At 61.3% G+C, this 24747-nt stretch carries 23 protein-coding genes; 3 read left to right on the forward strand and 20 right to left on the reverse strand.

Going from position 1 to position 24747, the window contains the following annotated elements:
* Positions 1–66 precede the first annotated feature (66 nt).
* Entirely contained in the window at positions 67–450 is a 384-nt protein-coding gene (locus ABK249_RS18105) for a VOC family protein (RefSeq protein ID WP_227705674.1), read from the forward strand.
* Between the two features lie 145 nt (positions 451–595).
* On the opposite strand, the gene ABK249_RS18110 is transcribed toward ABK249_RS18105, so the two are convergent.
* The 13 genes from ABK249_RS18110 to ABK249_RS18170 all read right to left on the reverse strand — a co-directional run bounded on the left by ABK249_RS18110 (position 596) and on the right by ABK249_RS18170 (position 12568).
* Positions 596–1510: a DUF6282 family protein gene (locus tag ABK249_RS18110; protein ID WP_037145189.1), complete on the reverse strand. Its 915-nt coding sequence runs from the start codon at positions 1508–1510 to the stop codon at positions 596–598.
* Positions 1511–1535: 25 nt separating this feature from the next.
* A complete protein-coding gene (locus ABK249_RS18115) occupies positions 1536–2450 on the reverse strand; it encodes a cupin domain-containing protein (protein ID WP_037145959.1) in 915 nt (304 codons plus the stop codon).
* A gap of 20 nt (positions 2451–2470) precedes the next feature.
* The gene (locus ABK249_RS18120) at positions 2471–3238 is read right to left on the reverse strand and encodes an HpcH/HpaI aldolase family protein (protein ID WP_348863562.1); all 768 of its coding nucleotides are present in this window, start codon (positions 3236–3238) and stop codon (positions 2471–2473) included.
* Positions 3239–3353: 115 nt separating this feature from the next.
* Positions 3354–3818: a PaaI family thioesterase gene (locus tag ABK249_RS18125; RefSeq protein WP_348863563.1), complete on the reverse strand. Its 465-nt coding sequence runs from the start codon at positions 3816–3818 to the stop codon at positions 3354–3356.
* A complete protein-coding gene (locus ABK249_RS18130) occupies positions 3818–4699 on the reverse strand; it encodes a beta-keto acid cleavage family enzyme (RefSeq protein WP_037145184.1) in 882 nt (293 codons plus the stop codon). Before ABK249_RS18130 ends, ABK249_RS18125 begins: the two co-directional genes overlap by 1 nt.
* An 87-nt stretch (positions 4700–4786) precedes the next feature.
* Positions 4787–5671: a helix-turn-helix domain-containing protein gene (locus ABK249_RS18135; RefSeq protein ID WP_052182559.1), complete on the reverse strand. Its 885-nt coding sequence runs from the start codon at positions 5669–5671 to the stop codon at positions 4787–4789.
* A gap of 124 nt (positions 5672–5795) precedes the next feature.
* Positions 5796–7019 carry an MFS transporter gene (locus tag ABK249_RS18140; protein ID WP_152600997.1) on the reverse strand — a complete coding sequence of 408 codons (1224 nt, stop codon included), beginning with the start codon at positions 7017–7019 and terminating at the stop codon, positions 5796–5798.
* 210 nt (positions 7020–7229) lie between these two features.
* A complete protein-coding gene (locus tag ABK249_RS18145) occupies positions 7230–8741 on the reverse strand; it encodes a tripartite tricarboxylate transporter permease (RefSeq protein WP_037145179.1) in 1512 nt (503 codons plus the stop codon).
* A 7-nt stretch (positions 8742–8748) separates the two neighbouring features.
* Entirely contained in the window at positions 8749–9234 is a 486-nt protein-coding gene (locus tag ABK249_RS18150; protein ID WP_037145176.1) for a tripartite tricarboxylate transporter TctB family protein, read from the reverse strand.
* Between the two features lie 43 nt (positions 9235–9277).
* Positions 9278–9772 carry a nuclear transport factor 2 family protein gene (locus tag ABK249_RS18155; protein WP_348863564.1) on the reverse strand — a complete coding sequence of 165 codons (495 nt, stop codon included), beginning with the start codon at positions 9770–9772 and terminating at the stop codon, positions 9278–9280.
* A gap of 15 nt (positions 9773–9787) precedes the next feature.
* Positions 9788–10600: an amidohydrolase family protein gene (locus tag ABK249_RS18160; protein WP_348863565.1), complete on the reverse strand. Its 813-nt coding sequence runs from the start codon at positions 10598–10600 to the stop codon at positions 9788–9790.
* Positions 10593–11519, reverse strand: a complete 927-nt coding sequence (locus ABK249_RS18165) for a DUF6282 family protein (protein ID WP_052182558.1) — start codon at positions 11517–11519, stop codon at positions 10593–10595. The genes ABK249_RS18160 and ABK249_RS18165 overlap by 8 nt, the downstream gene beginning before the upstream one ends.
* Before the next feature lie 68 nt (positions 11520–11587).
* Positions 11588–12568 (reverse strand): Bug family tripartite tricarboxylate transporter substrate binding protein, encoded by a 981-nt coding sequence (locus ABK249_RS18170; RefSeq protein WP_348863566.1) that lies wholly within the window; start codon positions 12566–12568, stop codon positions 11588–11590.
* Between the two features lie 202 nt (positions 12569–12770).
* Between ABK249_RS18170 and ABK249_RS18175 the strand changes: the two genes are divergently transcribed.
* A complete protein-coding gene (locus tag ABK249_RS18175) occupies positions 12771–13670 on the forward strand; it encodes a DUF6282 family protein (RefSeq protein WP_348863567.1) in 900 nt (299 codons plus the stop codon).
* Positions 13671–13751: 81 nt separating this feature from the next.
* Here the strand turns inward: ABK249_RS18175 and ABK249_RS18180 are convergent, their stop codons facing one another.
* A complete protein-coding gene (locus tag ABK249_RS18180) occupies positions 13752–14975 on the reverse strand; it encodes an MFS transporter (protein WP_348863568.1) in 1224 nt (407 codons plus the stop codon).
* Positions 14976–15512: 537 nt separating this feature from the next.
* On the opposite strand from ABK249_RS18180, the gene ABK249_RS18185 reads away from it, so the two are divergent.
* On the forward strand, positions 15513–16454 hold the full coding sequence (locus ABK249_RS18185) for a LysR family transcriptional regulator (protein WP_037145142.1): 942 nt from the start codon (positions 15513–15515) through the stop codon (positions 16452–16454).
* 6 nt (positions 16455–16460) lie between these two features.
* On the opposite strand, the gene ABK249_RS18190 is transcribed toward ABK249_RS18185, so the two are convergent.
* The 6 genes from ABK249_RS18190 to ABK249_RS18215 all read right to left on the reverse strand — a co-directional run bounded on the left by ABK249_RS18190 (position 16461) and on the right by ABK249_RS18215 (position 24488).
* The gene (locus ABK249_RS18190; protein WP_348863569.1) at positions 16461–16706 is read right to left on the reverse strand and encodes a M24 family metallopeptidase; all 246 of its coding nucleotides are present in this window, start codon (positions 16704–16706) and stop codon (positions 16461–16463) included.
* Positions 16595–17278, reverse strand: coding sequence for an aminopeptidase P family N-terminal domain-containing protein (locus tag ABK249_RS18195; protein ID WP_348863570.1), 684 nt, complete (start codon positions 17276–17278; stop codon positions 16595–16597). The genes ABK249_RS18190 and ABK249_RS18195 overlap by 112 nt, the downstream gene beginning before the upstream one ends.
* A gap of 70 nt (positions 17279–17348) precedes the next feature.
* Positions 17349–18956, reverse strand: a complete 1608-nt coding sequence (locus tag ABK249_RS18200; RefSeq protein ID WP_348863571.1) for an ABC transporter substrate-binding protein — start codon at positions 18954–18956, stop codon at positions 17349–17351.
* 69 nt (positions 18957–19025) lie between these two features.
* Complete coding sequence (locus tag ABK249_RS18205) at positions 19026–20699, reverse strand: hydantoinase B/oxoprolinase family protein (RefSeq protein WP_348863572.1); 1674 nt, start codon at positions 20697–20699, stop codon at positions 19026–19028.
* Positions 20700–20766: 67 nt separating this feature from the next.
* Positions 20767–22425, reverse strand: a complete 1659-nt coding sequence (locus ABK249_RS18210) for a hydantoinase B/oxoprolinase family protein (protein ID WP_348863573.1) — start codon at positions 22423–22425, stop codon at positions 20767–20769.
* A complete protein-coding gene (locus tag ABK249_RS18215) occupies positions 22422–24488 on the reverse strand; it encodes a hydantoinase/oxoprolinase family protein (RefSeq protein ID WP_348863599.1) in 2067 nt (688 codons plus the stop codon). Before ABK249_RS18215 ends, ABK249_RS18210 begins: the two co-directional genes overlap by 4 nt.
* Between the last annotated feature and the right edge of the window lie 259 nt (positions 24489–24747).

Consider the following 24747-nt stretch of genomic DNA (forward strand, 5'->3'; position numbering starts at 1 on the left):
ATCGAAGCACACCCGGTTATGATTATAAACATCGACGCTCCACGAACTGTGACTGGGGAGGAGGAAATGCCGGAGACAACCGTGAATGTCCGCTACATCGTGGATAATGTTGAAGCGGCAATCGAATGGTACACGAAAAACCTGGGCTTCACCTTGCTTTCCAAGCACGCCCCCGCCTTCGCCGACGTCAAGCTGGGTTCGCTGCGGTTGTTGCTCAGTGGACCGAAAAGCTCGGCGGGGCGCGCAATGTCCGACGGCGAGCTCCCCCGGCCGGGCGGCTGGAACCGTATCCACCTGATCGTCAGTGACTTGCAGGCGGAAGTTACCCGGCTGCAGGCTGCAGGCGTCAAGCTGCGAAACGAGATCGTGACGGGACCCGGCGGATCGCAAGTCCTGTTGGTCGATCCGTCCGGCAATCTGGTCGAGCTCTTCCAGCCCGCCCCGCGTTAGATCGAGACGATGCTCCCGCCGCAGGCGCCAACACCTCAATACGACCTCGCCTTCGTGTTGGCGTCGACCTTGTTAGTGGCAATACAACGACGATTGTGCGGCCCGCGGAACAGATATGAGGTCCGGTCGAACCAACCGCATGGGGTCATAGCAGGCTTGCCGCGTTGGCACCCACGAGTTTTCGGATGTCGGACTTCGGCATCTGGAGATCAAGCAGATCGTTGACGATGGCGCGGTATCCCTCGACGGGGCGCGGCATCTTCACAAGGCCGAGGTCGGAGCCGAATATGGTCATCTCGACGCCGGCCAAGCCCACCAGGCGCCGGAGCTCCGCAGCATCCCATTTGGACGGTCCGCGCTCGTTGGGGATGAACATGCAGATCGAATGTTCCATGTAGACGCCCAGCCGGCTGAGTTCGCGGATATCATCGTCCGAGCAGCCAATGACATAAGTGGGATGATTGATCATCATCTTCTTTACGCCGCGACGCTTTGCTTCCGGATAGAGCACTTTCAGCTCGTCCACCGAAAGGTGGCCGCTGGAGAGAATGATATCGCCCGCCGCGATGACCTCCAGCACCTCGTTCGTCTCTTTCGTCAGCTTGCCTTTCTCGTCCAGCACCGTGAGCGGAATGGGCGGCAGCATGGGATTGACGCTCTTGGGATAGTTCTTGGTTTCGTTTGCGCTCTTGTCGATGTGATTCGCCGCGGCAAATGTTGGCATCCAGACGATCTTGCCGCCGAGCTTGACGGCATGGTCCACCGCATGCGGATTGATGCCACCGCTGGCATTGTTGAGCGCGACGCCGGAATAGAGGCGCACGCCGGTATCCGGATAGAGCGTCTCGAGCAGCCTGGCATGCGCCATGCCCGGATAGAAATGGTCCTTATAGACGAGTGCCGAAAAGCCCGCTTCGGACGCTTCCATCATCGCTTCATAATGATCGAGCAGGCGGGGGAATACGGCCGGCCCGCTGTGGCAATGCAGGTCCACGGCGCCGACCAGAAGGTCGGCGATTTCAGCGTTTCGGTCGAGGGTGGCGGAAGAAGCTTCGGTCATGCTCAATACTCCCATAAGGGCTGGTTCAGCGCGCGAGAGTGTCCGGCGCGGGATATTCATCGGCATTCAGCACCCAGCCGGACTTGGCGGAAAAATCGGCGCGCGGCGGGCTGAAGATATCGACCAGGACATTCTTCACCGGGTCGATCGACCGCGATGTGTGAATTGCCGGTGGAGGGATGACGGCAACGGAAGGTGCGGCGCAAAGCTCGGCATCGTCCGGCCGCCAGGCATTGAGATCGCTGATCCATGGCCAGCGCAGGTAGTGGATGTAAGAGCCTGCGACGCAGAGCGAATATTGCTCGAAGTCGTCGTGGAAGTGCGGAGACATCTTGGTGATATCGCGAGGGCCGCTGCCGGGCAAGAAGTTCACCATGATCGTCGAGCAACGGAAGATGATGCCGAACCGGCCCGGCTCCGGCGGAACATCCAGACTGTAATGCCGCAGCTTGTGCCCGCCCACCGGATCGGGCCAGGCTTGGAAAGGCGGCACATTCGGATCGGAATGGATATAGGACTCCGCATTCGAGCACTTGGCGACGAGATCGTCCGCGCGCGTCGTGAGCAGCCGGATCACCTCGCCATCACCCTTGAGATGCACCTCGCTATCGCCCGCCGGCACGACGACGATGCAATAGCCGTCAACGGTGATGCCCTCGCCGTTCCAGCGGACTTCGACCGGCGTGTTCCGATTGGGAAGCAAAACCACATATTCGTCGAGCTGGTTGGTGCGAGAAAGCACCAGCCCGGCCTTGCCCCGCGTATGCGCCACAATCAGGTTCTGGCCGCGGGCATAATAGGTCTGGCTGCCATCCACCACTTCCTGCGGCGGCGCATCGTAAAAGCGGGCATATTCCGCGCCCTTATAGGCAGTGGGAGCGGGATTGGTGCGAGCCGCTGGAGTGTTGAGAGCCGATCTTGGGTCACTTGCTGCGTACATGGTCATGTCCTGTGATTGTTTCAGTTTGCGGCGGCGCTGAATTCGGCGCGGATGCGGTTGGCGCTGGCGCGAAGCAGGCCCTGGTCGGAGGAAACGATGAAGGCGCTCGCCCCTTCCGCGTGGAAGGGCCCGATCTCCTCCACCGAGCCGACCATGACGCAGATGGGTTTCCTGACATTGCGGGCTGCCGTCATGACGCGGGCGACCGCGTCCTTCACTACCGGCTCGCTTGCCGATTTGGCGCCGAGCGAAACTGTCAGGTCTCCGCGGCCGATGAAAATGCCATCGAGCCCATTGACCGCTACAATGTCTTCTATGACGTCGATCGCTTCGCGATCCTCGATCATCGCCACCACCGCGACATCCCGGTCCTGCGCCTCAATATGCGCCCACATGCCGGTCGCACCATATCCGCCGGCACGCGGCGAATTGGAGAAGCCGCGAGCGTCGCCACGATACCGGCTTGCGGCCACCACCGTGCGGGCAATCTCTGCGGAAGCGACATGCGGCACCAGCACGCCGGCCGCGCCGCAATCCAGCACCGATTGGATGGCGCTTGGAGCCGAGGAAGCAACGCGCACCAGGCCGGCGATATCGCTCGCCCTGCATCCGAGCAGGATTTGATCCGTCGTGACCCGATCGATCGGTGCATGCTCCTCGTCGATGACGACGAAATCGAAACCCGCACCGCCGAGGATTTCCGAGGCATGGCTCGTAGGTGTCTTGACGAAGGCGCCGAGCAGTTGCTGACGTGCTTTGAAGCGGGTTGCAAACTCCGTCCGCGGCATTCCTGATCCTCCCCGAATGTTCTGTTGTGCTGATTACTCTGCGGCGTCTGGCGGCCCAGGGGGAGTGTTCGCGTCTAGCCTTTTCAACGACTGAAATACAAACAGAGAAGCCTATCTAGGCCTGCGGCTTCATGAGCTTGAACACCGCCTGCAGCGAAGCAACCGCCTCCCCGTCCACCTCTGCCAGACCGTGGAGAAACACGAGGGTCCGCGTCTGCCGGGTGATCAGGCAACGACCAATCACGAAATCGGATGGCCGCACCGCTGCCAGGAACTGAACGTTGAGCTGCACGGTCACCGATCGAACCGGTGGCGCATCCGGCCCCTGCGCGCGCGACAGCGTTTCAAAAAGCGTGCTTCCAATCGCCTGATCACCGAAGGTCGCAAGGCACCCTCCATGCATCACACCCGCATTGTTGAGCATGTTGGGCGTGCAGAGCAGTCCGAGAAGGAACTGGCCGTCCTCGTATTTTTGCCAGAACGGCCCGATCATCTCGGAGAACGGGTTGGAGCGGCGCTTCGTCCACCCTGCCGCGGCAGGGTCGAAGACGGCCTCGGAAACCTGATTGAGATCGTTCATCAGGCAGCCGCCCTCGCCGCTTCCAGGGAGAGGATTTCGCGGGTTTCGGCCGGCGTCGCCGGCTCCGCTCCAAGCGCCCGGATGATTTCCACTGCACGTTTGACTAACGGCACATTGCCTTCGGACAGGACGCCATGTTCGAGAAACAGATTGTCCTCCAGCCCGACGCGGCAGTGTCCGCCGAGAATAACCGATTGTGCGACCATGGGCATCTGAGCGCGGGAAATGCCGAAGGCCGACCATTGCGTGCCCGGCGGAATGAGTGAGCGCATCAGAAGCATTGCCTCGGTCGTCGCCGGAGCGCCGCCCGGAATGCCGAGGCAAAACTGGAAGAACGACGGCTGTGGCAGGTGTCCCGCCTCCAGAAGCCGCACCGCCACACCCACATGGCCGATGTCGAACACCTCGAGCTCCGGCTTCACGCCGGCGGCCCGGATCGCCTTCGCCATCGCGATCAGATGCGGCGGCGTGTTGACGATCGCTCGGTCTCCAAAATTCATAGTGGCAACGTCCAGCGTGCAAATATCCGGCCGCAGGCGGGAAACATGGTCGGTCCGAACCCCCGGCGATCGAACCGGCGGCACGACCGTCTCATCCAGCGTCGGCGCGTAACCCGCGCCCGGTCCGGCGGTCAAGTTGACGATAAAATCGACGCCTGAGCGGCGGATGCGCTGCATCACATCCTCGTAAAGCTCGAACTGCATCGAAGGCGCGCCGGTCTGCGGGTCGCGGACATGAATATGTACCGAGGCAGCACCGGCCTTCGCCGCGGCGATTGCCTCGTTGGCGATCTGCTCCGGCGTGATCGGCACGTATTGGCTGTTTTTGGACAGTGCGCTGCCGCCCGTGACGGCACATGTTAATATCACCTTACGTTTCATGTGATTTTCCTCAAGTTGGAGGCACGTGGCCATGGCCGAGCCTGCCCTTGATCGAGCATCGTTCGGCAGATATCGGTTGATGTTGGCTCAGTAGCTGGTGCCGTGCAGGCTGCGCATATCCACCTGGATTGCGGATGCGGCCTCGACCATCGGCTGTATGACGCTTTCCAAAATGCGATCCGACGGAACCGCCGTGCGATAGAAACCGACCCCCATACAGGCCGAGCAGCGCTGCCCGTCCAGGATCGGAACGGCGACGAAATCGAAGACCCGGCGCGGCCCACCGACCCGGGCATAACCGCGCTTGCGGGTGGCCCTCAGATCGCGCAGCACGCGCGCCGCATCGAAAGGCCTGCCCTGCTCGCGGCGCTGCTGGGTGAGCGCGTTGAGAAGCAGTGCCCGCTCATCGTCGTCGCAGAAGGCCAGGTAGCACTGTCCCATCGCCGTCAGCTCCAGATCGAGGAACCGGTGCAGCACGGGAAACGGATAGGCCCAAGGGCTGATAGGCGCGGTGGTGAAGCTCACCAGGATATGAGCGTCGCGCAACGTCCCAAGGCTGACGGGCCACTTGATATTGTTGGTCAGCGCCACCGCCCGCGACCGCGCCGCCTCGATCAGCAATGGAGCGCCACTGAAACCGGAGGCGAGCGAGACGACCTTGGAGGTGACGCTATAGCCGCCGACGAAATTGTCGCGCACCACGTAACCTTCGCTGATCAGCGTCTCCAGCATCCGCACGATTGTCGATTTGGATAGACCCGTCACCTGATGCAGCGAACCGATGGTCGCTATACGCTGCGCATTCAGCGCCTGCAACAGCAACAAAACCCGGCGCGCGGACTCGACGGGGGCATAAGATGCCTTGTGTTCGTCGACGCTACCACGCAATGAATTCGCCCTACAGTGAAGATCGTTGTATTTCGGTAGCTGGGAATATTTGGCCGGCCTCTCCTTCAACTCGCTGTCAAACATTCAGAACTCCTCCCAGAATTCTTTTGCACCAGTCCTCCAACCAATGCTCACATGAAAGGTAGCCCCACCCCATCGGCGAAGCCAGAGGCTTCTTCTCACATTTCAAGGAATGAAATGAGGAAGATCAAGATCGGCGCTGGCGAAAGGCGAGCGCGATGAGGCCGGAATAGCAGGCGGCAAGCGCGGCGACGCCGACGACAGGGATGACCATGCCGACGAATGTGGCCGCCGCTCCGATGAAAAAACTCCCGACAGCCGGGCCGCCGCGGATGATCATGCTGTAGATGCCCATCACCCGCCCGAGCTTACCCGGTTCGCTTTCAAGCTGCAGCAGGGCCTGCCCGCCGATCCCCGCATACATGTTGGCGAAGGACATGCAGAAGATCGCGACGAGGGCGAAATGGAAGCTCGGCGTCAGCGCCAACACGGCGAGCGCGGCCGTGGCGCAAAGTGCGGCAAGCGCGATGCTAAGCGCCCCTTGCGCGCTCGGCGGCCGCGCAAGCGTGATCGTGCCCGATACGATCGAACCGAAGGCCGAGGCCGCCATCAGCCCGACAAAACCGTCAATACCTCTGGCAAACAAGGCGTCGGAGACGGCCGGCAGCATCTGCAGGATCCCGTTGACGCTGATGCCGGTCATCCCCATCAGCCCCAGCGTGGCAAGCAGGCTTCTGTTGCCGAGCACATACCGGAACCCATCGGTCGTACCGGCTTTTTGGACGGGATCGGCCGGCCTATCGGCCACCTTCTGCACCTGGATCACCGCAAGCGCATAGGAAAAGAAGGCGATCGCCACGGCGCTTGCGGCAAAAGTAACGCCGACATTGATCTCGCTGATCAGCACGCCCGCTATGATTGGGCCGACGAAGCGAGCCAGATTGAAACTCAGCGCATTCAGCGCGACCGCCGCATGCAGATAATCGGGCGGCACGATTTCCCGGATCAGCGACAGCCGCGCCGGCTGCTCCAGACTGCTGGATACCCCCAGCACCAAGGTTAGCGCGAACAGCACCTCGACGGTGGTCAGCCCGAACCAAGAGAGAAAGGCAAGCGCCACGGATTGCATGATGGCGACCGACTGAGCAGAACGCAGAACCTTGATCTTGTCATGCGCATCCGCAAGCGAGCCGGCGAAGCTGCTGAGAAAGATCGACGGCAGCATGTCGGCCGCGGCGATCAGCCCGAGCCAGAAAGGCGACTTGCTGAGCTCCCAGGCAAGCCAGGCGACGCCGATCTTCTGCATCCACATGCCGAGAACGGAGACGATGCTGCCGATCGCGAAACGGCGGTAATGGAGGTCCTTCAGGGCAAGCAGCGGATTGTAACGCCCAACCTTGGCGGTGCTCATGGGCGCAGCCGGCGGAAGCGGAAACTCGGCGGATGATGCAAGTTTCACCTGTAGAACATCGGGAGTGAGTGGCAGGCGACAGCGGCCGCCTCATTGTTTCATCGGTCCCGATGAGTTAGAGCGCCGGATGGTGGGAGGTCCACCTTCGCCACCCGGCGATTTCAAACCATGAAATACAGTCGGTGCCATCGGGCACCGATCGAGCGACGATCAGTCCTCTTCCGCGAACACCACCTTGCGGCGATTGCGGATCGCCGGGAACAGCACGGCGAAGAGCGTCACTGCCGAGACAATGAGCAGGCCCGCAGTGATCGGCCGATGGAAGAAGGCAAGTGGATTGCCATCCGCCAGCAGCATGGCGCGGCGCAGGTATTCCTCCAGCATTGGCCCCAGAACGAAGCCGAGAAGCAATGGCGCAGGTTCGCAATCGAGCTTTGTGAGCCCGTAGCCGACCACGCCGAACACCGCCATCACCACGAGGTCGAACGGATTGTTGCCGACGCTGTAGACGCCGATCGCCGAGAACCCGATGATGGCCGGGAACAGGAGATGATTGCGAACGGAGAGCAGCTTCACCCACAGCCCGACAAGCGGCAGGTTGAGGATAACGAGCATCAGATTGCCGATCCACATCGAGACGATAACGCCCCAGAACAGTACAGGCTTCTCGTTGACGAGGCTGGGGCCGGGCGCCACGCCCTGCAGCATAAGCGCCCCGATCATCAGTGCCATGATGGCATTGGAGGGAATGCCGAGCGTCAGCATGGGAATGAAGGAACTCTGGGCGCCGGCGTTGTTGGCCGATTCCGGACCTGCAACGCCACCAATCGCACCATGGCCGAAGCGTTCCGGATGGCGCGAGAGTTTCTTTTCCAAGGCATAGGAGGTGAAGGAGGACAGCATGGCGCCGCCCCCCGGCAGGATGCCGAGGATCGAGCCGAGCCCCGTGCCGCGCAGGATCGGCCCCGCCGATTCCTTGATCTCCCCCCAGGTGAGCATAAGGCCGGTAACGCGCGTGGTCAGCACTTCCCGCTCCTGCTCCTTTTCGTCCTCAAGGCCGCGCAGGATTTCGGCGAGCGCATAAACGCCCGAACCGAAGGCGATGATCGGAATGCCGTCAGCGAGATCGAGCGTACCGAGCGTCAGACGCATGCTGCCCGTATAGACATCCGTCCCCACACAGCCGAGCAGCAGCCCAAGCACGATCATCACCAGCCCCTTCAACACCGAGCCATGTGCCAGCGCGATCGAGGCCACGACGCCGAGCACCATCAGCGCGAAATAGTCCGATGGTCCGAAACTGAGGGCGAGCGAGGTGAGCGGCACGGCGAAAATCGCGATAACCAACGTGGCGACACAGCCGGCGAAGAAAGAGCCGAGCGCGGCAATGGCGAGTGCTGCACCCGCCCTGCCCTGGCGCGCCATCTGGTAACCGTCGATGGCGGTGACCGCGGATGTCGCCTCGCCCGGCAGGTTGATGAGAATCGCCGTGGTCGAGCCACCATATTGGGCGCCGTAGTAGATGCCGGCCAGCATGATCATCGAGGCCTCCGGCGCAAAACCGAAGGTAACCGGCAGGAGGATGGCGATCGTGCCTAGCGGCCCGATGCCCGGTAGCACGCCGACGGCGGTACCTAGCAGACAGCCGATGAAGCAGAACATCAGGTTTGAAGGTTCGAGAACCGCCCCGAAACCGAGCGCGAGATTGGCAAAGATATCCATGGCTTTTCTAACCCGTAATCAGGTCGCCCCAAAGGGGGATTGGCAGGTTCAGGAGGAAATGGAACACCGCGACGCAGAATACGGTGAAACCCACGGCCAACAGGAGCGATTGGCGAAGCGTGGCGAAACGGCTGGCAAAGCTGGAGAAGAAGATCGTTAGAGCGACCGCCGCGACGAGACCCAGCGATTGGATCGTCACCGCGAAGATGAGCGGGGCACCGAGAACCAATACCGAGGATTTGATGGAGGCGAAGCGCAGAGGCTGAGCGCCTGCCGAGATCGGCGTGAAGGCAACTGCCAAAGCCAGGAATCCCAGAACGATCGACAGCATGACCGGAAAGAAACCGGCGCCCATTTCCGCCGCCGTACCGATACTGAGCGTACGATAGGCGTAGATGCCGACGACCACGCTGAAACACACGAAAATAGCGGTAAAGGTGACATTCCGGCGACTGAGCGCGCGCTCCTGCGGCTTTCTCGTCTCGATACTCATGCTGTTCTCCTCCTCAACGGCATTTCGATCGTCTATGCGGATACTAGCTTTGATCCTCTCGAACCGGCTCTGACAACAGGCTTTGCCGCACATGCGCCGGCATGGTCGTCGTCGGCTCGTTGCCCTTGAACAGATGAGTGAAGGTCTTCGACCGGATCTTCCAGCCTTCCGCACCGCGCACCAGCACTTCGAGAACCTCCGAAATGCTGTTCGGGGCATTGACCGGCAGCACCGGCACGCCGTCTACCGCATAGATCGTCATGATATATTTGATCGTCGCCCGGTCCGCACTTTCGATCGAAACCATCGGATTGTTGATAAGATGACGCGCGACGCGATCCCCGCGACCACGGCGCCAGTCGTAAAAGGCCTTGATCTGTTCGCGGCCAACAAAGGCGGAAGGGCCGGAACCGAACACGCCATCCTCGGCAAACATCATATGGGCACGTGCACCCCAATTGGTGTCGACCTCGTTCCAGTATTCGGTGACGAGGGACAGGACTTCTGCCTTGGCGGCCACTTCTGCAAGTGCATTCATTTCCGGTTCCAGCCGTTACATGCAATAGAGTTCAAGTGCGTTGCGCCCGCCGATACGCCGCCGCATGGCAGGATCCGGCACCCATTCGGAAAGCGCCGCCATGGTCTCGCCATAGGTGACGCGGTTCTCATAGGCCGCGAATGGCCAGTCGCTCGCCCAGACAAGCCGTTCTCCGCCCGTCCGCTTGATCAACTCCCCGGCGCAGTCCGCCGCCGCCGAAGGCGGTTTGAACCGGTAGCCGGCCGAGAGCTTGACCCAGGTCCTGCCCCGGTCGATCGCCTCAAGCACCAGCCGGAAGCCGGGATCGTCCACGCCTTTTCCCGCTTCCGGCATGCCCATATGGTCGATAACCATCCGCGCGCCGGCCGCCTCGATCTCCCGCATCATCGCCGGCAGGCGGTCCGCCCGCTCGATCAGGTGGACATGCCAGCCGAGATCGGCCACCCGCCGCAACAGCCGGCGATAGTCCGGCGATGCAATGTCCGGCGCCTCGCTGAGCGTCCGCCACATCAGCCTGATACCCACGAAGCCATCATCCCGCATCCGCTCCAGCTCATAGACGCTGATCGACGGAGAGACGATGGCCGTCGCCCTCAGGCGGCGATATCTGCGCAGCGCATCGCGAACATAATCGTTGTATTCGCCATGCAGACTGGCAGCTGCAACGACCCCGAGCGCTATGCCATGCTCGTCCAGCAGCCCGATCAGTTTCTCGACGCCTGCATCTTCCGGGGGCTTGTGCCAGGCATTTGGCGCCAGCGGCAGGTCCGTCGTGTAGATGTGAAAATGCGCGTCTACCAGCGGCGGTTCATTATCGGTATCAGGCATGCAAATGCGTCCCATGCATTATTCGTTCTTCCAGACCAAGCAGCCGGCGCGGATTGTCACCGATCGCCCGCCGGATTTCTCCTTCGTCGAGACCAAGCTCCAGCCACCCCCGCAAAGCGGCGATGTAATGGCTTCGCAATGAGCCGGAAGCTTCAGCGGAATGCAGGCCGAGAATCAGCCGTTCGGGATGCGTCCGGGCAAGGCTGGCAGCCAGCATGCGGTCGCGCCCCTGGCTACTCGCCGAGATCATGATGTAAGCGCCCTGCCGCAGCATCCTATCCACATCTCCCGGTCGAGCTCCATTATTGCGCACCGGGTCTGACACCAGTAGCCGAGTCACGCCGCATACCTTCGCCGCCTCGAACAGCGCGAGCAATTCGCTTGTATGCAAGAATCCCGCCCCGAGGACGCCATCCCTTGTCGCGATAACCTCCAAGAGCTCCTTGAGCTCAGGCAGCACCCTGCCACGTGCACTCACCACACTGAGCGCGGGCTCGGCGCCATCGAACCCTACCGGCAGGCGGGAAGGCCAACGCTGGCTCCTCAGGAAATTCTCCGCCGAGAGCGTCGGCATGTGAACCACCTTGCCGGCCAGCATCAGCGTGTGTTCGACGGCATAGACATTTAGGCCGCCGACTGTCGTGTTCAGCGCAACGCTGCCGAACAAGGCGATAGGCGTGTCCTTGAAATCGGCATCCGCCAGATAGGCCGCAACCGGCGCAGTGCAGTAATCATGGGCCTGCAGCACCACGGCCCTTATTCCCAACTCCAGCGCCTGGGCACCGATTTCGATCGAATCCAGACCGGTATCCGGGTGCAGCAGGCCCTCGAGATCACAGGCCATGTCAACCGATCCGGAAAGCCAGCCGGTCAGATGGCCGGGGGGCTCATGCGATCGGGCTAGGACGCCACTCGACATCGGATACGCTCCCGGATTTTGGAATTTGGCTAGGGCCGTCATTCTCGCTCCCCGAAGAGGGAGCGGAGTTACTTGCTGCGGATATCGTACTTGGCGATGATATTCCGCCACAGCGCCTCTTCGTCGACGACGATCTTGTGGAACTCTTCCGGCGTCGTAGGCGCCGCGACCTGACCAGCGACGGCGAATTTCTGGATTGCATCGTCCGACTTCAGATATTCGGTCAGCACTTCATTGATCTTCTTGACGACAGCCGGCGGAGTGCCTTTCGGCGCCATGATGCCACCCCACGGCACGGCCACCAGATCGAGCCCCGCTTCCTTGAGCGTCGGCGTGTTCGGCAGGATTTTCGCCCGCTTGGCGGAGATGACGGCGATCGGCTTGAGGCTGCCGGCCTCGATATGTTTGATATAGGCGTCGCCGAGATAATCGACGGAAAGATCCAAGCTCGCCGACAGCATGTCGGTCACGATAGGCGGGCTGCCCTTGTAGCTGACGAGCTTGATGTCGATGCCAACCATGTCCATGATCGCTGCCTCGATCATATGGCCGTAGGAGCCGATGCCATTGTTACCGGCGCTCACCTGCGAGGGATGCTCCTTGGCATAGGCGATCAGTTCGCTGAGATTGTTGGCCGGAAAGTCTTTACGGGCCACCAGCACCATGTCACCCACGGAAAACTGGATGACGTGCTCGAAATCGGTGAGGGGCTTATAGTTCAGGCCCGGCATCGTGTTGGTGAAATTCGCCGCAGGTCCCGGATAAGCGGTCACCAGCGTATAACCGTCCGGCTTCTGGCGGGCCACGTAACCCGTACCGATCGCACCACCGGCACCCGGCTTGTTTTCGACTATGACGGTTTGCCCGATGCCCTTTTCGAGCGCCGCAGCAATCAGACGTGCCAGGTAGTCGCTGCCGGCCGCGAAAGCGTGAACCAAGGTAATCGGCTTGTCCTTAGGCCATTCACCCGCGAGGCTCGTACTACTCGTGGCGCCGACGCTGGTAAAGGCCAGCAAGGCAATACCGATGGATGTCAGTATCTTGTGCATTGTTTGTTTCTCCTCCCTCAACCGCGGCGGCGCTGACGCTTCTTGTCTCGGTCGACTAGGGATCATAATCGAAACCTTGGGCTCGGCCATGGCGACAGGTCAGCTGTTTCAACCCTTGAAATAGGTTTTCGCAATCCATGGACGCCGAACCGCATCCCCCACAGCGTGGAAAAAGCCAATCGTCTCGCAAGGGTTTCGGCCGATGTTGCTCCACCATACCAATAACGATCAAGCCGTCGATGCTTTGCTGCGCGGCGCGGTGGATCTGCATTGCCATAGCGGCCCCTCTGTCATGGGCCGCAAGATCAACCATGCCGAAGAGATCGCCGAGGCGGAAGCAGCTGGCATGCGCGCCATCCTGATCAAGGACCATTTCTATTCGGCGACACCAGTGCTGGAACTCATCAAGCGCCACCGGCCGGCCGGCAGTGGACTTGAAATCCTTTCCGGCGTGCCGTTGAACAACGCGCTCGGCGGCCTCAATCCGAAAGCCGTCAAAGCAGGGCTTGACATGGGCGCGCGGCTGGTCTGGATGCCGACGCTCTCGTCCACGAACCATTTGCGCATCGCGCATTATTACAATCTGGCCGGCAAGCTCGGCATGCTGTCGCCGGAGGGCCTCAGCGTTCTGACCGTCAACGGCATTCTCCGCGACGAGGTCAAGGAAATCATCGACCTGATCGCCGAACACGACGCGGTACTCTGCGGCGGCCACCTGCATGTCAGCGAAATGTACCCGCTGTTCACGGAAGCAAAGCAGCGCGGCGTAAATCGCATGCTCGTTTCGCACCCGACCTTCTGGATCGATGCCAACCTGTCAGACCTGCGCGAACTCGCATCGATGGACGTCCATCTGGAACACTGCGCCTGCATGCTGATCGATTGTCCGTCGCGCCAGTTCCCCGCCGAGGAACTGCGTGACTATGTGGAAGCCGGCGGCCTGGACCACACCATCCTCGGCTCAGATCTCGGACAGCCGACCAATCCGCGCCCGGTAGAAGGTTTCCGCTCGGTCATCAAGCTTTGCCTGGACAGCGGTTTCACGTTCGAGGAGACACGCCAAATGACCTCATCCAACGCAGCCAGACTGATCGGGCTATAGCCCGTTGGCGACTGGACAAGAAGCTTCGTCCGGTTTCGAGCCGGTCGACTATCGCCTCGATCAGCTACCATGGTGGCTTGATTATCCGCGCACCGTACGATTGCGCTTCGTTGTTGCCTGGTAGAGAAAAGGGAGCGCTGTTAGACCAGTAGCGATTACCACAATCCAATTGATCATACTCCAGCCGGCAAGGTGGATCAGCGCCCCGGCGGAGAGCGACGAGATCGCCACGAAGGCGAAGATCGAGAAATCGGCGATCCCCTGTAACAGAACCGCCCTGGGGCCGACGGCACTGCGAGCGATCATCACCGACGAGCCGGTGAAACTGAAATTCCAGCCAACTCCGAGCAAGATCAGGGTCGCCCAGAAATGCGCAAGCTCCTGACCGGACAGTGCGATGACCGCACCGACTGCAACGAGAGCGATGCCGAACAGCATGACGTTCTGATGGCCGAAGCGCTCGATCAGCCGGCCGGTGACGAAGCTCGGCGCGAACATGCCGAGGATGTGCCACTGGATGCCATGCGCCGCATCGTCGACGCTGAAGCCGCAGGCGATGATCGCCAGCGGCGAAGCGGTCATGGTAAAACTCATCGATGCATAGGAAACCGCACCGCAGATCACCGCCAGAACATAATCTTTCAGCGAGACCTTCGCATCCGATGGGGGTGCGGATGTTACAGCCCCCTTCCTCAGCGGAGTGGACATGGCCGGAAAGCGCAGCAGCAGAAGCGCCGGCAGAGTCGAGAGCGCCAGCAGCGCCTGACACAAGAAACTCAGAGCGAAAGGCGCACCGATCACCACGTTGCTGGTCCAGACGACGATCTGCGGGCCGACAACGGCCGAAACGAGACCGCCGGCCAGCACGAAGGAGATGGCCCGCGGCCGCATCGTCTCGGGCACCAGCAGCGTCGCGGCGAAACGATAGCTCTGCACGCAGGCGATGTTCAGCCCGAAAAGGAAGGCGCCCAGACAGAACAACAGGAACGAGTTCTGCAGCACTCCGAGCGTGCAGGTCAGCCCGCCGATCATCGAGACCAGTGCACCGATACAATAGACAGGCTTGCGGCCTAGCAGGCGGATCAGCATGGCGACCGGGATCGTGGCTGTGCAGGTGCCGATCATGAACATGCTGATCGGCAGGGTGACGAGCAGCTCGTTGGCGGTCAGCGTCTGCCCCACCATGCCGCCGACCGAGACCATGATGGGCGGGATCGCGCCGGCAAGCCCTTGAGCAATCGTAAGTAGAAAGACCGACACGGGAAATTTCGGCCGGGCATCGAGTTCAGCGACTGCAACGCTCATTCTGTCTTCTCACTCATGCTGGGAACCCGCAGGACCAATCGCCCGCTTCCGACATGCCGAAACGTCTCCGGCGTGGGGCAGTATCCTTGCTGGAGACCATCTGCGATACGGGGCGAACCGAATGGGTTTATTGCATATTTGCACGAATGCTCCCGGCGCCTGCATCAATCTGCAATCCTTTTTTGTGCGATTGGCCGCCCAATTTATCTAAGGTAGATTCCAGCGGACTTAATCGTTTCGCTGAATGCCGATTGACTAAAAAAAATTCAAAAATCCCCATGAGCTAAAATTTGCGCAATTCGATCGGAATGGTGTATCCGGCGCCCTGAAACCTGCGGTTCGGGAGCGGGATCGTACCAACTTGTAGAATGATTTTACGCAAGCGCGGGAATGCCGCAAAAATGAGTGGCTTTCCACCGCCCATACGAAGGTCCGCAGGGAAATTTTTCCATTGTCAGCCTTCGTTCTCGCATGACACACTACCGTCACATGAAGTTGCAGGTCCCCGCAGACCTCCCAGTGCGAGAGAACGACGCAATGAACATGCACGCCATTGGCCGGGGTCAGGCCATTCTCGATATCGAGCGCATTCATCTCGTCGCAGCATTCGCTGTCGTCGCCGAGAAGTTGAATTTCGCTCAGGCGGCAAGCCTCGTCGGAGTGTCAGCCTCAACCCTCAGTCGAAAAGTGGCGAAATTGGAATCGCTGCTCGGCATGAGGCTCCTCGAACGGACGACCCGGACAGTGGCCCTCACCGAGGTCGGGCAACTCTATTTCGAGCGATGTCGCGAGATCCTCATGCGCCTTGAAGAGGCGGACGCGATGGTATCCTCCTTCAATACCGAACCACGCGGCCTCCTCCGCGTGAGTTTTCCGGTCGCTTTCGGGCGGCTGCAGCTCTCCGACATCATCGCCGAATTCATCGAGAAATACCCGAACGTGCAGATCGAGGCGAACTATACCGACCGCTTCGTCAATCTCATCGAAGAGGGTTACAATGCCGTGGTGCGCATTGGAACGCTGTCGGATTCGAGCCTGATCGTGCGCAAGATCTCCCGCAATCGCCGCGCTCTGGTCACCGCCCCTTCCTACATCGCCCAGCACGGTATGCCGCAGCACCCTGCCGAACTTGCCGACCATCACTGCCTCTGCTTCAGCCGCTATGCACGCGCCGGCAATACCTGGACTTTCAGCAGGGGCGAGGAAACGGAAGAAGTGCGGGTGGCGGGCGAATTCCGCTCCGACAGCTCGGAAGCCATCTATGAGACCGCTCTACGCGGCACAGGCATTGCGATCGTCGCGCGCTACATCTGCGGAAACAATCTCGCGAACGGCTCGCTCGTACAGCTCCTGCCCGACTGGACGATCACGCCAGAATCGTCCGTCTACATCGCCTATGCCAGCAACAAGCATCTCGTACCGAAGACCCGCGTATTCTCGGATTTCCTGGTCGAAAAGCTGCGTGACGTCCAGTGGTGAGGCAGATCAGCTCCCGAGAATTACCAGTTCGCGCGGCATTGTATTGATGACCTCGGCGCCCGTCTCGGTCACCATCACCTGATCCTCGATCATCATTGCCCCGAGGCCGTGGCCGTAGAACGGCGTCTCGAAGGCGAGCATCATGCCGGGCATGATAGGCTCCCTATTGCCGGCGGAAATGAAGGGCCATTCTTCGCTGCCGCAGCTTGCGCCGATCGAATGGCCGAAATGGCCGCGGCAATAGTCCGGCATCCCGCGCCGGCGAGTGACCGCGAGCACCGCCGCAGCCGCCGCAGCACATCCGATCCGTCGATGAAACGGACATTCGGCAGGGCCTCCTGCAGTGCAGCGAAATCGGCGGCGGGGACGAATTCCAGGTCACATCCGATCGTCGCCGACAACAGGCCACGCGTATCCAGAAGTTCACCCAGCAATCGGAAGGCTTCGGCGCGATCGAAACTTTCGGGCCGTGCGCCGCCAAGCCCCTGAGCGGCATATTGCCGGGCAAGTTCGGGGAACGGATCTTCTCCGAGGGCCGGCGGCAGGACGAGATAGTCGATCCAGATGCGCTGCCGCAGCACATCGACATTGCGAGTGGAAAGATCGAGGAACTGGACGGCGTGGTCAGCAGCCACCGCCCCGGTCCGCAGCCGCTTGTCCGCCGGGACGAGGGCGATGCAAGCCCCTGCCCTGCGCCACATGGCCGCCACGCCCGCATCGAGCTCGGTCGCATATCGAAAGGCTTCCGGCTGAAAAATCGCCAGCCCGTCCATGCCGGCGGCCTGCATCAGCGCCTCGGCGCGGTTTCGGTCGAGATCAGACATGCCAAGGCCTCCGTACGTATTCATGGATCGGCCGGCCGGCGGCCGATCCATTTCTGTCGGCGTCAGTAGATCAGACGATCTTCATCCGCGCCATGCTGCCTTCGAAGCCTTCGGCATTGGTCGTGTGATCGACGAGCCGCTTGTTGGCGATCGTCTGCCACGGCGACATCACCAGCGGGAGACTCGGGACTTCCTTCATGACGATGCGCTGGATCTGCTTCCACATCTCGATGCGAGCCTTCTGATCGGTGGAAACCGCGGCGTCCTCCAGAAGCTTGTCCACCTCGGCATTCTGGTAGCCGGTACCGTTCGAGAAGGCGACGCCCTGGATGATGTTCTTCGACCAATAAAGGCGCTGTACGCCGACCTGCGGGTCGAAGAGGTTGCTGATCGAGGCGAGATGAAGCTGGAACTGCCGGTCGCGATAGACGCGGGAGATCAGCGTACCCATGTCCTGGCCGCGCAACTCGATGGCGATACCGGCGCGGCTCATCGCGGCGCGCAGGAATTCGCCGAGAATGCGCTGGTCGTCGCCGACATATTCCATCGACAGCGTTAGGCGTGGAGCAGTGCCCTTCTTCGGGAAACCGGCCTCGTCGAGCAGCTTTTCGGCCGCCTTGATATCGTAGGCATAGGGGCTCGGCTCGGCGAGATGGAAGTCCTTGTGGTAGGGCACGACGGGCGAAGCCGACGGCGTCGCATACTTGTAGAACACGACGCGGCTGATCGCGTCGCGATCGATGCAATGGGCGAGCGCCTGCCGCACCTTGATGTTGGAAAGGGTCGGGTCGCGAAGGTTGGTCTCGACGATGATGATGTTCGGCGGATCGTATTCGTAACCCTTTGGGTCGAAGGCGATATGCTTCATCTTCTGGAGCGTGTCGACGTCACGGAACGGCACCGGCGTACGGTATCCGATATCTACGTCGCCGGTCTCGAAGGCGATGACGCGCGCTGACGGATCGAGAATGGTCTTGGCGACCAGCTTCTTCACCTTCGGCAGGTCCTTGTTCCAGTAATTCGGATTGGCTTCCCAGAGGACGTGGCTGCCGCGCACCCATTCCTTGAAGATGAACGGTCCGGTACCGATCGGCGCGGTATTGTTCGGATGGGTCAGCACGTCCTGGCCTTCCTTGTAGAGATGGCTCGGAACGATCGGCGTCTCCATGGAGGACATCGCCTTCAGGAGGAACGGCGTCGGCTTGGCGAGATTCAGGATGACGGTGTAATCATCTGGAGCGTCGATCTTGGTGATCTGCGCGAACGTGGAGCGGTTGCGCGAGTGGAACTGCTTTGACGTATTGATGGAAAAGACCACGTCCTTGGCAGAAAAATCTTGGCCGTCATGCCATTTGACGCCTTGGCGGAGCTTGAACGTATAGGTCAGCCCGTCATCCGAAACCTTCCACTCGGTCGCGAGAAGCGGCGACGGATTGAGCTTGTAGTCGAATTCCAAGAGCCCCTCGGTCGTACGGGCGGACCAGATGAGACTGGACGTATTGACGAACGACAGAAGCGCTGGCGCCTCCGTTGCGCCAACCATCGTCACCACGTCCTTCTGCACCTGCGCCATGGCGACGTCAGGCCCGAGCAGTGGCCCCAGCATGCCGGCCGCAGGCAGTGCGCCCATGCCGGCGAGTACGGCCCGGCGAGAAATGCCGCGATCGTTCATTGCCATATCGTTGTTCCTTTCTGTGCCCCGGCGGCACCCTCTGTTGGGTTTTTGCGGGTTCTTTGCCCGCTGTTGTCATGCGTAGTAGCGGTAGATCTCCCGCGCCGCCGCCGGTGAGATGAGTTCGTTTTCGAGGTCCTGGCGTATCAGCGCCGGATCGCGTTTTGTGGGATCGCCCACCCCGCCACCGCCGGGGGAACTGACGAGCACGCGCAGCCCTGGCTCCACCGCGTGGATCCCCTTGCCGCCGAGGATGACACCGTTCGACAGCATCACCCGGCCCGCCGCGCCGGGGCTCCCGCCGAAAGCTCCAAGCGCCGGATACTGGATGCGTTCGAAAGAGCAGCCGAAGGACAGGGTTTCGGGTATGATGTTTTCGATCTCGATTGCCTGGCCAAGACCGCCGCGAAACTGGCCGGCACCGCCGCTGTCCCGCCAAAATTCCTTGCGCCAGACGACCGCCGTCGACATGGACTCCCAGATCTCCACCGGCCCGCCGCGAACGCCGGAGGGAAAGCCGGTGGCCGACATCCCGTCGCGATACGGAAGCGCGCCCATGCCGCCGGTCGTCACGACGCCGGCCATGAAAGTGTCGCCAAAGACCGGCGGGCTCTTCCAGGGACCGATCACCCGGAGGTTCCAGAGCACCCCGGCACCTTCAGCCGGGATCAAGTCCGGCATAGCCTGGCGCAGCGCCCCAAACACGAGGTCCGGAAGCATCAGGCCCATCAGGTGACGTGAGACGACGGCTGCGGGTTTGAGCGCATTGAGGATGCAGCCCTCCGGCGCCGAAACCGTCCGTGGCGCAAGCGAGCCTGCATTGTTCGGAATGTCGCGGACGATCGAGACGCCCAGCGCGTAGGACGTATAGGCCATCGTGTAGCAGATCGGCACGTTGAAGTTATACTTCGTCATCGGCGCCGAGCCGGTATAATCGACATGGATGCCGTCGTCGGAAATCGTCAATGCCGCTTTGAGCGTGATCGCTTCGCCGCCCTGCCCGTCGAGCGTCAGCGACGAATGCCACGTACCCTTCGGCAACTTGCGTATCTTGGCGAGCACACCTTCGCGCGATGTATCGATGACGTGGTCGGCGAGTTCGTCGAGCTCCGTCAGCTCGAACTCCTCCATCATCTCCAGCAGCCGCTCGCAGCCGACGGCATTGCAGTTGATCAGCGAATAGACGTCGCCGACTGTCTCCACCGGCTGGCGGGTATTAGCCCGGATCACCGCCATCAGCGGCTCATTCATGCGCCCGCCATCGACGATCTTCAGGATCGGCAGATAGATGCCTTCCATGAAGACGTCAGTCGACGACGCCCAGTCGTTGAGACCGCCGATATCGAGGATATGGCTGTTGCAGGCAAGGAAGCCGATCAGCCTGTCCCCCTTGAAGCAGGGCGTGGTTATCGAGATATCGTTCAGATGGCCGGTCCCCATCCACGGATCGTTGTGAATGAAGACGTCACCCGGGCTCATCGTGTGCAGTGGGTAGGCATCGATCACGTGTCCGACGGCCAGCGCCATGGAATTGATGTGACCCGGCGTACCGGTAACGGCCTGGGCGAGCATGCGGCCCTTGGCGTCGAAGACGCCGGCGGCAAGGTCACCGGATTCGCGAACGATCGTCGAGAACGCCGTACGCTGACAGACCTGCGCCTGCTCCTCCACCACCGCCAGCAGCCGGTTCCACATGATCTGCTTGTCGATCAAGCTGATCGACGGTTTGACTGACACCTTGTTCAACATGATGATTTTGCTCCGCTTCGGTCGATTGAGGCCATGGCCGTAAGGCAGCCACCGCCTTGCCTCTGTCTCAGGCGACATATCCGTAGAGGTCGCGGGCGATTTCGCTGGAGATCAGCCCGTATTCGACGTCGCGGGAGACCATTACCCGGTCGCGTTTCTTCGGATTGCCGACGCCGCCGCCGCCAGGTGAACTGACGGCGATCCGCACGCCGGCCGGAATCTCGGAGCAACCTTTGCCGGGCAGGAACTCGCCGGTCTCAAGCCGCAGCCGACCCGGCGCGCCGTTGCCGCCGCCTGCAGCCCCCTTCGCCGGATGGTCCACCCGCTCGTAGCCGGTGAAATACTGGAAGCTCTCGGGAATAATGTTCTCCATCTCGATCGCCTGGCCAAGACCACCACGGAACTTGCCGGCGCCGCCGCTGTCCTGGCGGAATTCCTTCTTCCAGACGACGAGCGTCGTCATGGATTCGAAGATCTCGATCGGCCCACCGCGGACGCCCGAGGGAAAGCCGGTCGCCGACATGCCGTCACGATAGGGAAGCGCGCCCATGCCGCCGGTCGTCATCACCTGGGTAAGATAGCGGTTGGCGATGTTGGGAGGGCTGTCCCACGGACCCATGACGTTGATGCCCCAGAGTCCGCAGGTGCTCTCGGCCGGAATCTGGTCGGGGATTGCCTGGCGCAGGCAATTATAGACGAGGTCGGGCAGCATCAGCCCCATCTGCGCACGGCCGAAGACGGCTGCGGGTTTGAGCGCATTGAGGATGCAGCCCTCCGGCGCCGAAACCGTCCGTGGCGCAAGCGAGCCGGCATTGTTCGGGATATCCCGGACGATCGCCACGCCGAGCGCGTAGGACGTGTAGGCGAGCGTATAGCAGATCGGCACGTTGAAGTTATACTTCGTCATCGGCGCCGAGCCGGTATAATCGACATGGATGCCGTCATCCGAGATCGTCAGCGCGGCCTTCAGCACGACCGGATCGTCGCGGCCGTCGAGTGTCAGCGATGAATGCCAGGTGCCCTTCGGCAGCTTGCGGAACTTGGCGAGCACACCTTCGCGCGATGTATCGATGACGTGGTCGGCGAGTTCGTCGAGTTCGCGAAGATTGAACTCGTCCATCATTTCGAGCAGACGCTCGCAGCCGACGGCATTGCAGTTGATCAGCGAATAGACGTCGCCGACGGTCTCCACCGGCTGGCGGGTATTGGCGCGGATCATGGCCATCAGGCTTTCGTCCACTTGCCCGCCATCGACGATCTTCAGGATCGGCAGGTAGAGACCTTCCATGAACACATCGCGCGAGCTCGTCCTGTCGATCACCCCGCCGATGTCCATCACATGGCTATTGCAGGCGAGGAAGCCGATCAGCCGATCCCCCTTGAAGCAGGGCGTGGTTATCGAGATATCGTTCAGATGGCCGGTCCCCATCCACGGATCGTTGTGAATGAAGACGTCACCGGGCCTCATTGCATGAAGGCCCCAGGTGCGGATGACATGGCCGACGGCCAAAGCCATGGAGTTGATGTGACCCGGCGTACCGGTAACGGCCTGGGCGAGCATGCGGCCCTTGGCATCGAAGACACCGGCGGCAAGGTCACCGGATTCGCGAACGATCGTCGAGAACGCCGTACGCTGACAGACCTGCGCCTGCTCCTCCACCACCGCCAGCAGGCGGTTCCACATGATCTGCTTGTCGATCAGGCTGATACGGGTCTGGATGTTCATGCAGCGATCCCCTTCCGATCCATGACGATCGAGCCCGCCGCGTCAATGAATGCGTCGAAACTGCCGGTCACATAGGTCGTTGTTTCCTTCTCGACGATGATCGCAGGGCCGGGGATGACGACGCCGGGAAGCAGCGCCTCCCTGCGGTAGCGTTTGACGTCGACCTTGGCTTCCGCCTTGCCGTCGAAGATCTGGATCACGTCGGCGGATGTCTCGCCCTCGGTAAGCGTGATCTGCGCGATCGTCTCCGGCAGGACGGCGGGTGTCGAGCAGTTCACCGACCAGGCCATGATCTCGATCGCCGCCTGCGGAATGGAGCGGTTGAACATCAGCTGGTAGGTCTTTTCGTACTGGGCGCGCAGACCAGGGACGTCGTCAGCGGTGATATCGCGCACCGGCAGCTCGACGGGAATTTCATGCCCCTGGCCGACATATCGCATGAAGGCGACGCGCTTCTCCTCGATCAGCTTGCCTTGGGCGGCCGGAGCGACCCACGCCATGATCTCGGCGGATGTCGTGGCGAGCAGCTCGCTTGCGCCTTCGTGATCGAATGCATCGAGCCGCATGTATTTCGTCTTTACGATCTCGTAGGAGACCGGCGCGGCCAGGAAACCGACCGCCGAACCGACACCGGCATTGGCGGGAATGATGACCCGGGGTGCGCCGATCTTCTCCGCCACGCGGGCGACATGCAGGGGGGCCGCGCCGCCGAAGGCGATCATCGTATGCCTGTTGGCGACAACGCCGCGCTCGACGGTGTGGGCGCGGGCTGCGCTCGCCATGTTCTCGCAGACCATCTCATAAACGGCGTAAGCCGCCATTTCCGGACTGAGGCCGAGTGGCTTGCCGATCTGGGTATCAAGCGCTTCAAGGGAGAGATCGGGACGGAGCTTGATCGAGCCACCTGCAAAAGCCGCAGGATCGATGAGGCCGAGTGCTACGTCGGAGTCGGTCACCGCCGGCGTCGTACCGCCGCCGCCATAGCAGGCCGGGCCTGGCACCGAGGAGGCGCTTTCCGGACCGACGGTCACGCGCTGCAGGGTATCGATGCGTGCTAGCGAACCACCACCCGCCCCGATCTCGACCATCTCGATGACCGGGATGCGCAGCGGAAGGCCCGATCCCTTGAGGAAGCGGGCCGCGCGGTCGACTTCGAAGAAGCGCGAGCTTTCCGACTCGTAGTTTTCGATCAGGCTGACCTTGGCGGTCGTGCCGCCCATGTCAAAGGCGATAACCTGCTTTTCACCGAGCCGGGCCGCGATCTGCGAGGCAAAGATTGCTCCGCCGGCCGGTCCGGATTCCACCAGCCGCACGGGAAAGGCGCGCGCCGTATCGACCGAGGTCAATCCGCCGCCCGACGTCATTAGGCTCAGCACGCCCTTGAAGCCCATGGCTTCCAGCCGGCTTTCCATGCGGGCCAGATAACCGTCCATGAGCGGTTTCACATAGGCGTTGGCAACGGTGGTGGAGGTGCGCTCGAACTCGCGGATCTCGGGGCAGACCTCGCAGGACAGCGAGATGTAGAGCCCGGGCACGGCAGCGTGAAGCAGCTCCCGCGCCCGAACCTCGTGAGCCGGGTTCATATAGCTGTGCATGAACGCGATCGCGACGCTCTGGATATCCTTCGCCTTCAACTCGGCAGCAATATCCAGAAGCTGTACTTCGTCGAGCGGACGTAGCTCCATCCCGCGTGCATCCACGCGACCTCGAACGGTCAAGCGCAACGGACGGGCGACCAGCGGCGCCGGCCTCACGAGCGCAAGCTCGTACTGATCGTAACGGCTCTCGGTACCGATCTCGAGGATATCGCGGAAACCGTCGGTGCCGATCAGCGCGGTCCTGGCGCCACGCCGTTCGATGATGGCGTTGGTGGCGAGCGTCGTGCCGTGCACGAAGGCTTCTACATTGCCAATCTCGTTGCCGGACATCTGCAGGATTTCAGTGATGCCGCGCAGGACACCCTCTTCCGGCGCGGATGGCGTGGTGAGGACCTTCGTAGTCCAGCGCTTATTGGCGCCCTCCAGCACCACATCCGTGAAAGTGCCTCCAACATCGGCTGACATTCTGAGATTGACCAGCTTGCTCACGCGATATTCCCCTTCTTCTGTCGTATGATCGTAAAGACGTCGGATGATGTTACCGCGGGCTTGACCCGGGACTGTCAGCGGACTATGAGGCCGCTTTCGCAATGCAATATTTCCGCAGCGTTGCACGGTAAGCCGCGACTGAGTAGCGGCAATAATGAAATAGTCTATTGCAGCAGCGAAGGCTCGAAAGTGCCTGCGACGCTTGGCCGTTTTGAAGATCTACTGTTAACATCCG

This window comes from Neorhizobium phenanthreniclasticum (genome assembly GCF_040066075.1).
Lineage (GTDB): Bacteria > Pseudomonadota > Alphaproteobacteria > Rhizobiales > Rhizobiaceae > Neorhizobium > Neorhizobium petrolearium.

Coding starts and splice junctions, on each gene's coding strand:
- ABK249_RS18105 (WP_227705674.1), top strand. CDS start 67: ATGCCGGAGACAACCGTGAATGTCCGCTACATCGTGGATAATGTTGAA.
- ABK249_RS18110 (WP_037145189.1), bottom strand. CDS start 1,510: ATGACCGAAGCTTCTTCCGCCACCCTCGACCGAAACGCTGAAATCGCC.
- ABK249_RS18115 (WP_037145959.1), bottom strand. CDS start 2,450: ATGTACGCAGCAAGTGACCCAAGATCGGCTCTCAACACTCCAGCGGCT.
- ABK249_RS18120 (WP_348863562.1), bottom strand. CDS start 3,238: ATGCCGCGGACGGAGTTTGCAACCCGCTTCAAAGCACGTCAGCAACTG.
- ABK249_RS18125 (WP_348863563.1), bottom strand. CDS start 3,818: ATGAACGATCTCAATCAGGTTTCCGAGGCCGTCTTCGACCCTGCCGCG.
- ABK249_RS18130 (WP_037145184.1), bottom strand. CDS start 4,699: ATGAAACGTAAGGTGATATTAACATGTGCCGTCACGGGCGGCAGCGCA.
- ABK249_RS18135 (WP_052182559.1), bottom strand. CDS start 5,671: ATGTTTGACAGCGAGTTGAAGGAGAGGCCGGCCAAATATTCCCAGCTA.
- ABK249_RS18140 (WP_152600997.1), bottom strand. CDS start 7,019: ATGAGCACCGCCAAGGTTGGGCGTTACAATCCGCTGCTTGCCCTGAAG.
- ABK249_RS18145 (WP_037145179.1), bottom strand. CDS start 8,741: ATGGATATCTTTGCCAATCTCGCGCTCGGTTTCGGGGCGGTTCTCGAA.
- ABK249_RS18150 (WP_037145176.1), bottom strand. CDS start 9,234: ATGAGTATCGAGACGAGAAAGCCGCAGGAGCGCGCGCTCAGTCGCCGG.
- ABK249_RS18155 (WP_348863564.1), bottom strand. CDS start 9,772: ATGAATGCACTTGCAGAAGTGGCCGCCAAGGCAGAAGTCCTGTCCCTC.
- ABK249_RS18160 (WP_348863565.1), bottom strand. CDS start 10,600: ATGCCTGATACCGATAATGAACCGCCGCTGGTAGACGCGCATTTTCAC.
- ABK249_RS18165 (WP_052182558.1), bottom strand. CDS start 11,519: ATGTCGAGTGGCGTCCTAGCCCGATCGCATGAGCCCCCCGGCCATCTG.
- ABK249_RS18170 (WP_348863566.1), bottom strand. CDS start 12,568: ATGCACAAGATACTGACATCCATCGGTATTGCCTTGCTGGCCTTTACC.
- ABK249_RS18175 (WP_348863567.1), top strand. CDS start 12,771: ATGTTGCTCCACCATACCAATAACGATCAAGCCGTCGATGCTTTGCTG.
- ABK249_RS18180 (WP_348863568.1), bottom strand. CDS start 14,975: ATGAGCGTTGCAGTCGCTGAACTCGATGCCCGGCCGAAATTTCCCGTG.
- ABK249_RS18185 (WP_037145142.1), top strand. CDS start 15,513: ATGAACATGCACGCCATTGGCCGGGGTCAGGCCATTCTCGATATCGAG.
- ABK249_RS18190 (WP_348863569.1), bottom strand. CDS start 16,706: ATGCCGGACTATTGCCGCGGCCATTTCGGCCATTCGATCGGCGCAAGC.
- ABK249_RS18195 (WP_348863570.1), bottom strand. CDS start 17,278: ATGTCTGATCTCGACCGAAACCGCGCCGAGGCGCTGATGCAGGCCGCC.
- ABK249_RS18200 (WP_348863571.1), bottom strand. CDS start 18,956: ATGGCAATGAACGATCGCGGCATTTCTCGCCGGGCCGTACTCGCCGGC.
- ABK249_RS18205 (WP_348863572.1), bottom strand. CDS start 20,699: ATGTTGAACAAGGTGTCAGTCAAACCGTCGATCAGCTTGATCGACAAG.
- ABK249_RS18210 (WP_348863573.1), bottom strand. CDS start 22,425: ATGAACATCCAGACCCGTATCAGCCTGATCGACAAGCAGATCATGTGG.
- ABK249_RS18215 (WP_348863599.1), bottom strand. CDS start 24,488: ATGTCAGCCGATGTTGGAGGCACTTTCACGGATGTGGTGCTGGAGGGC.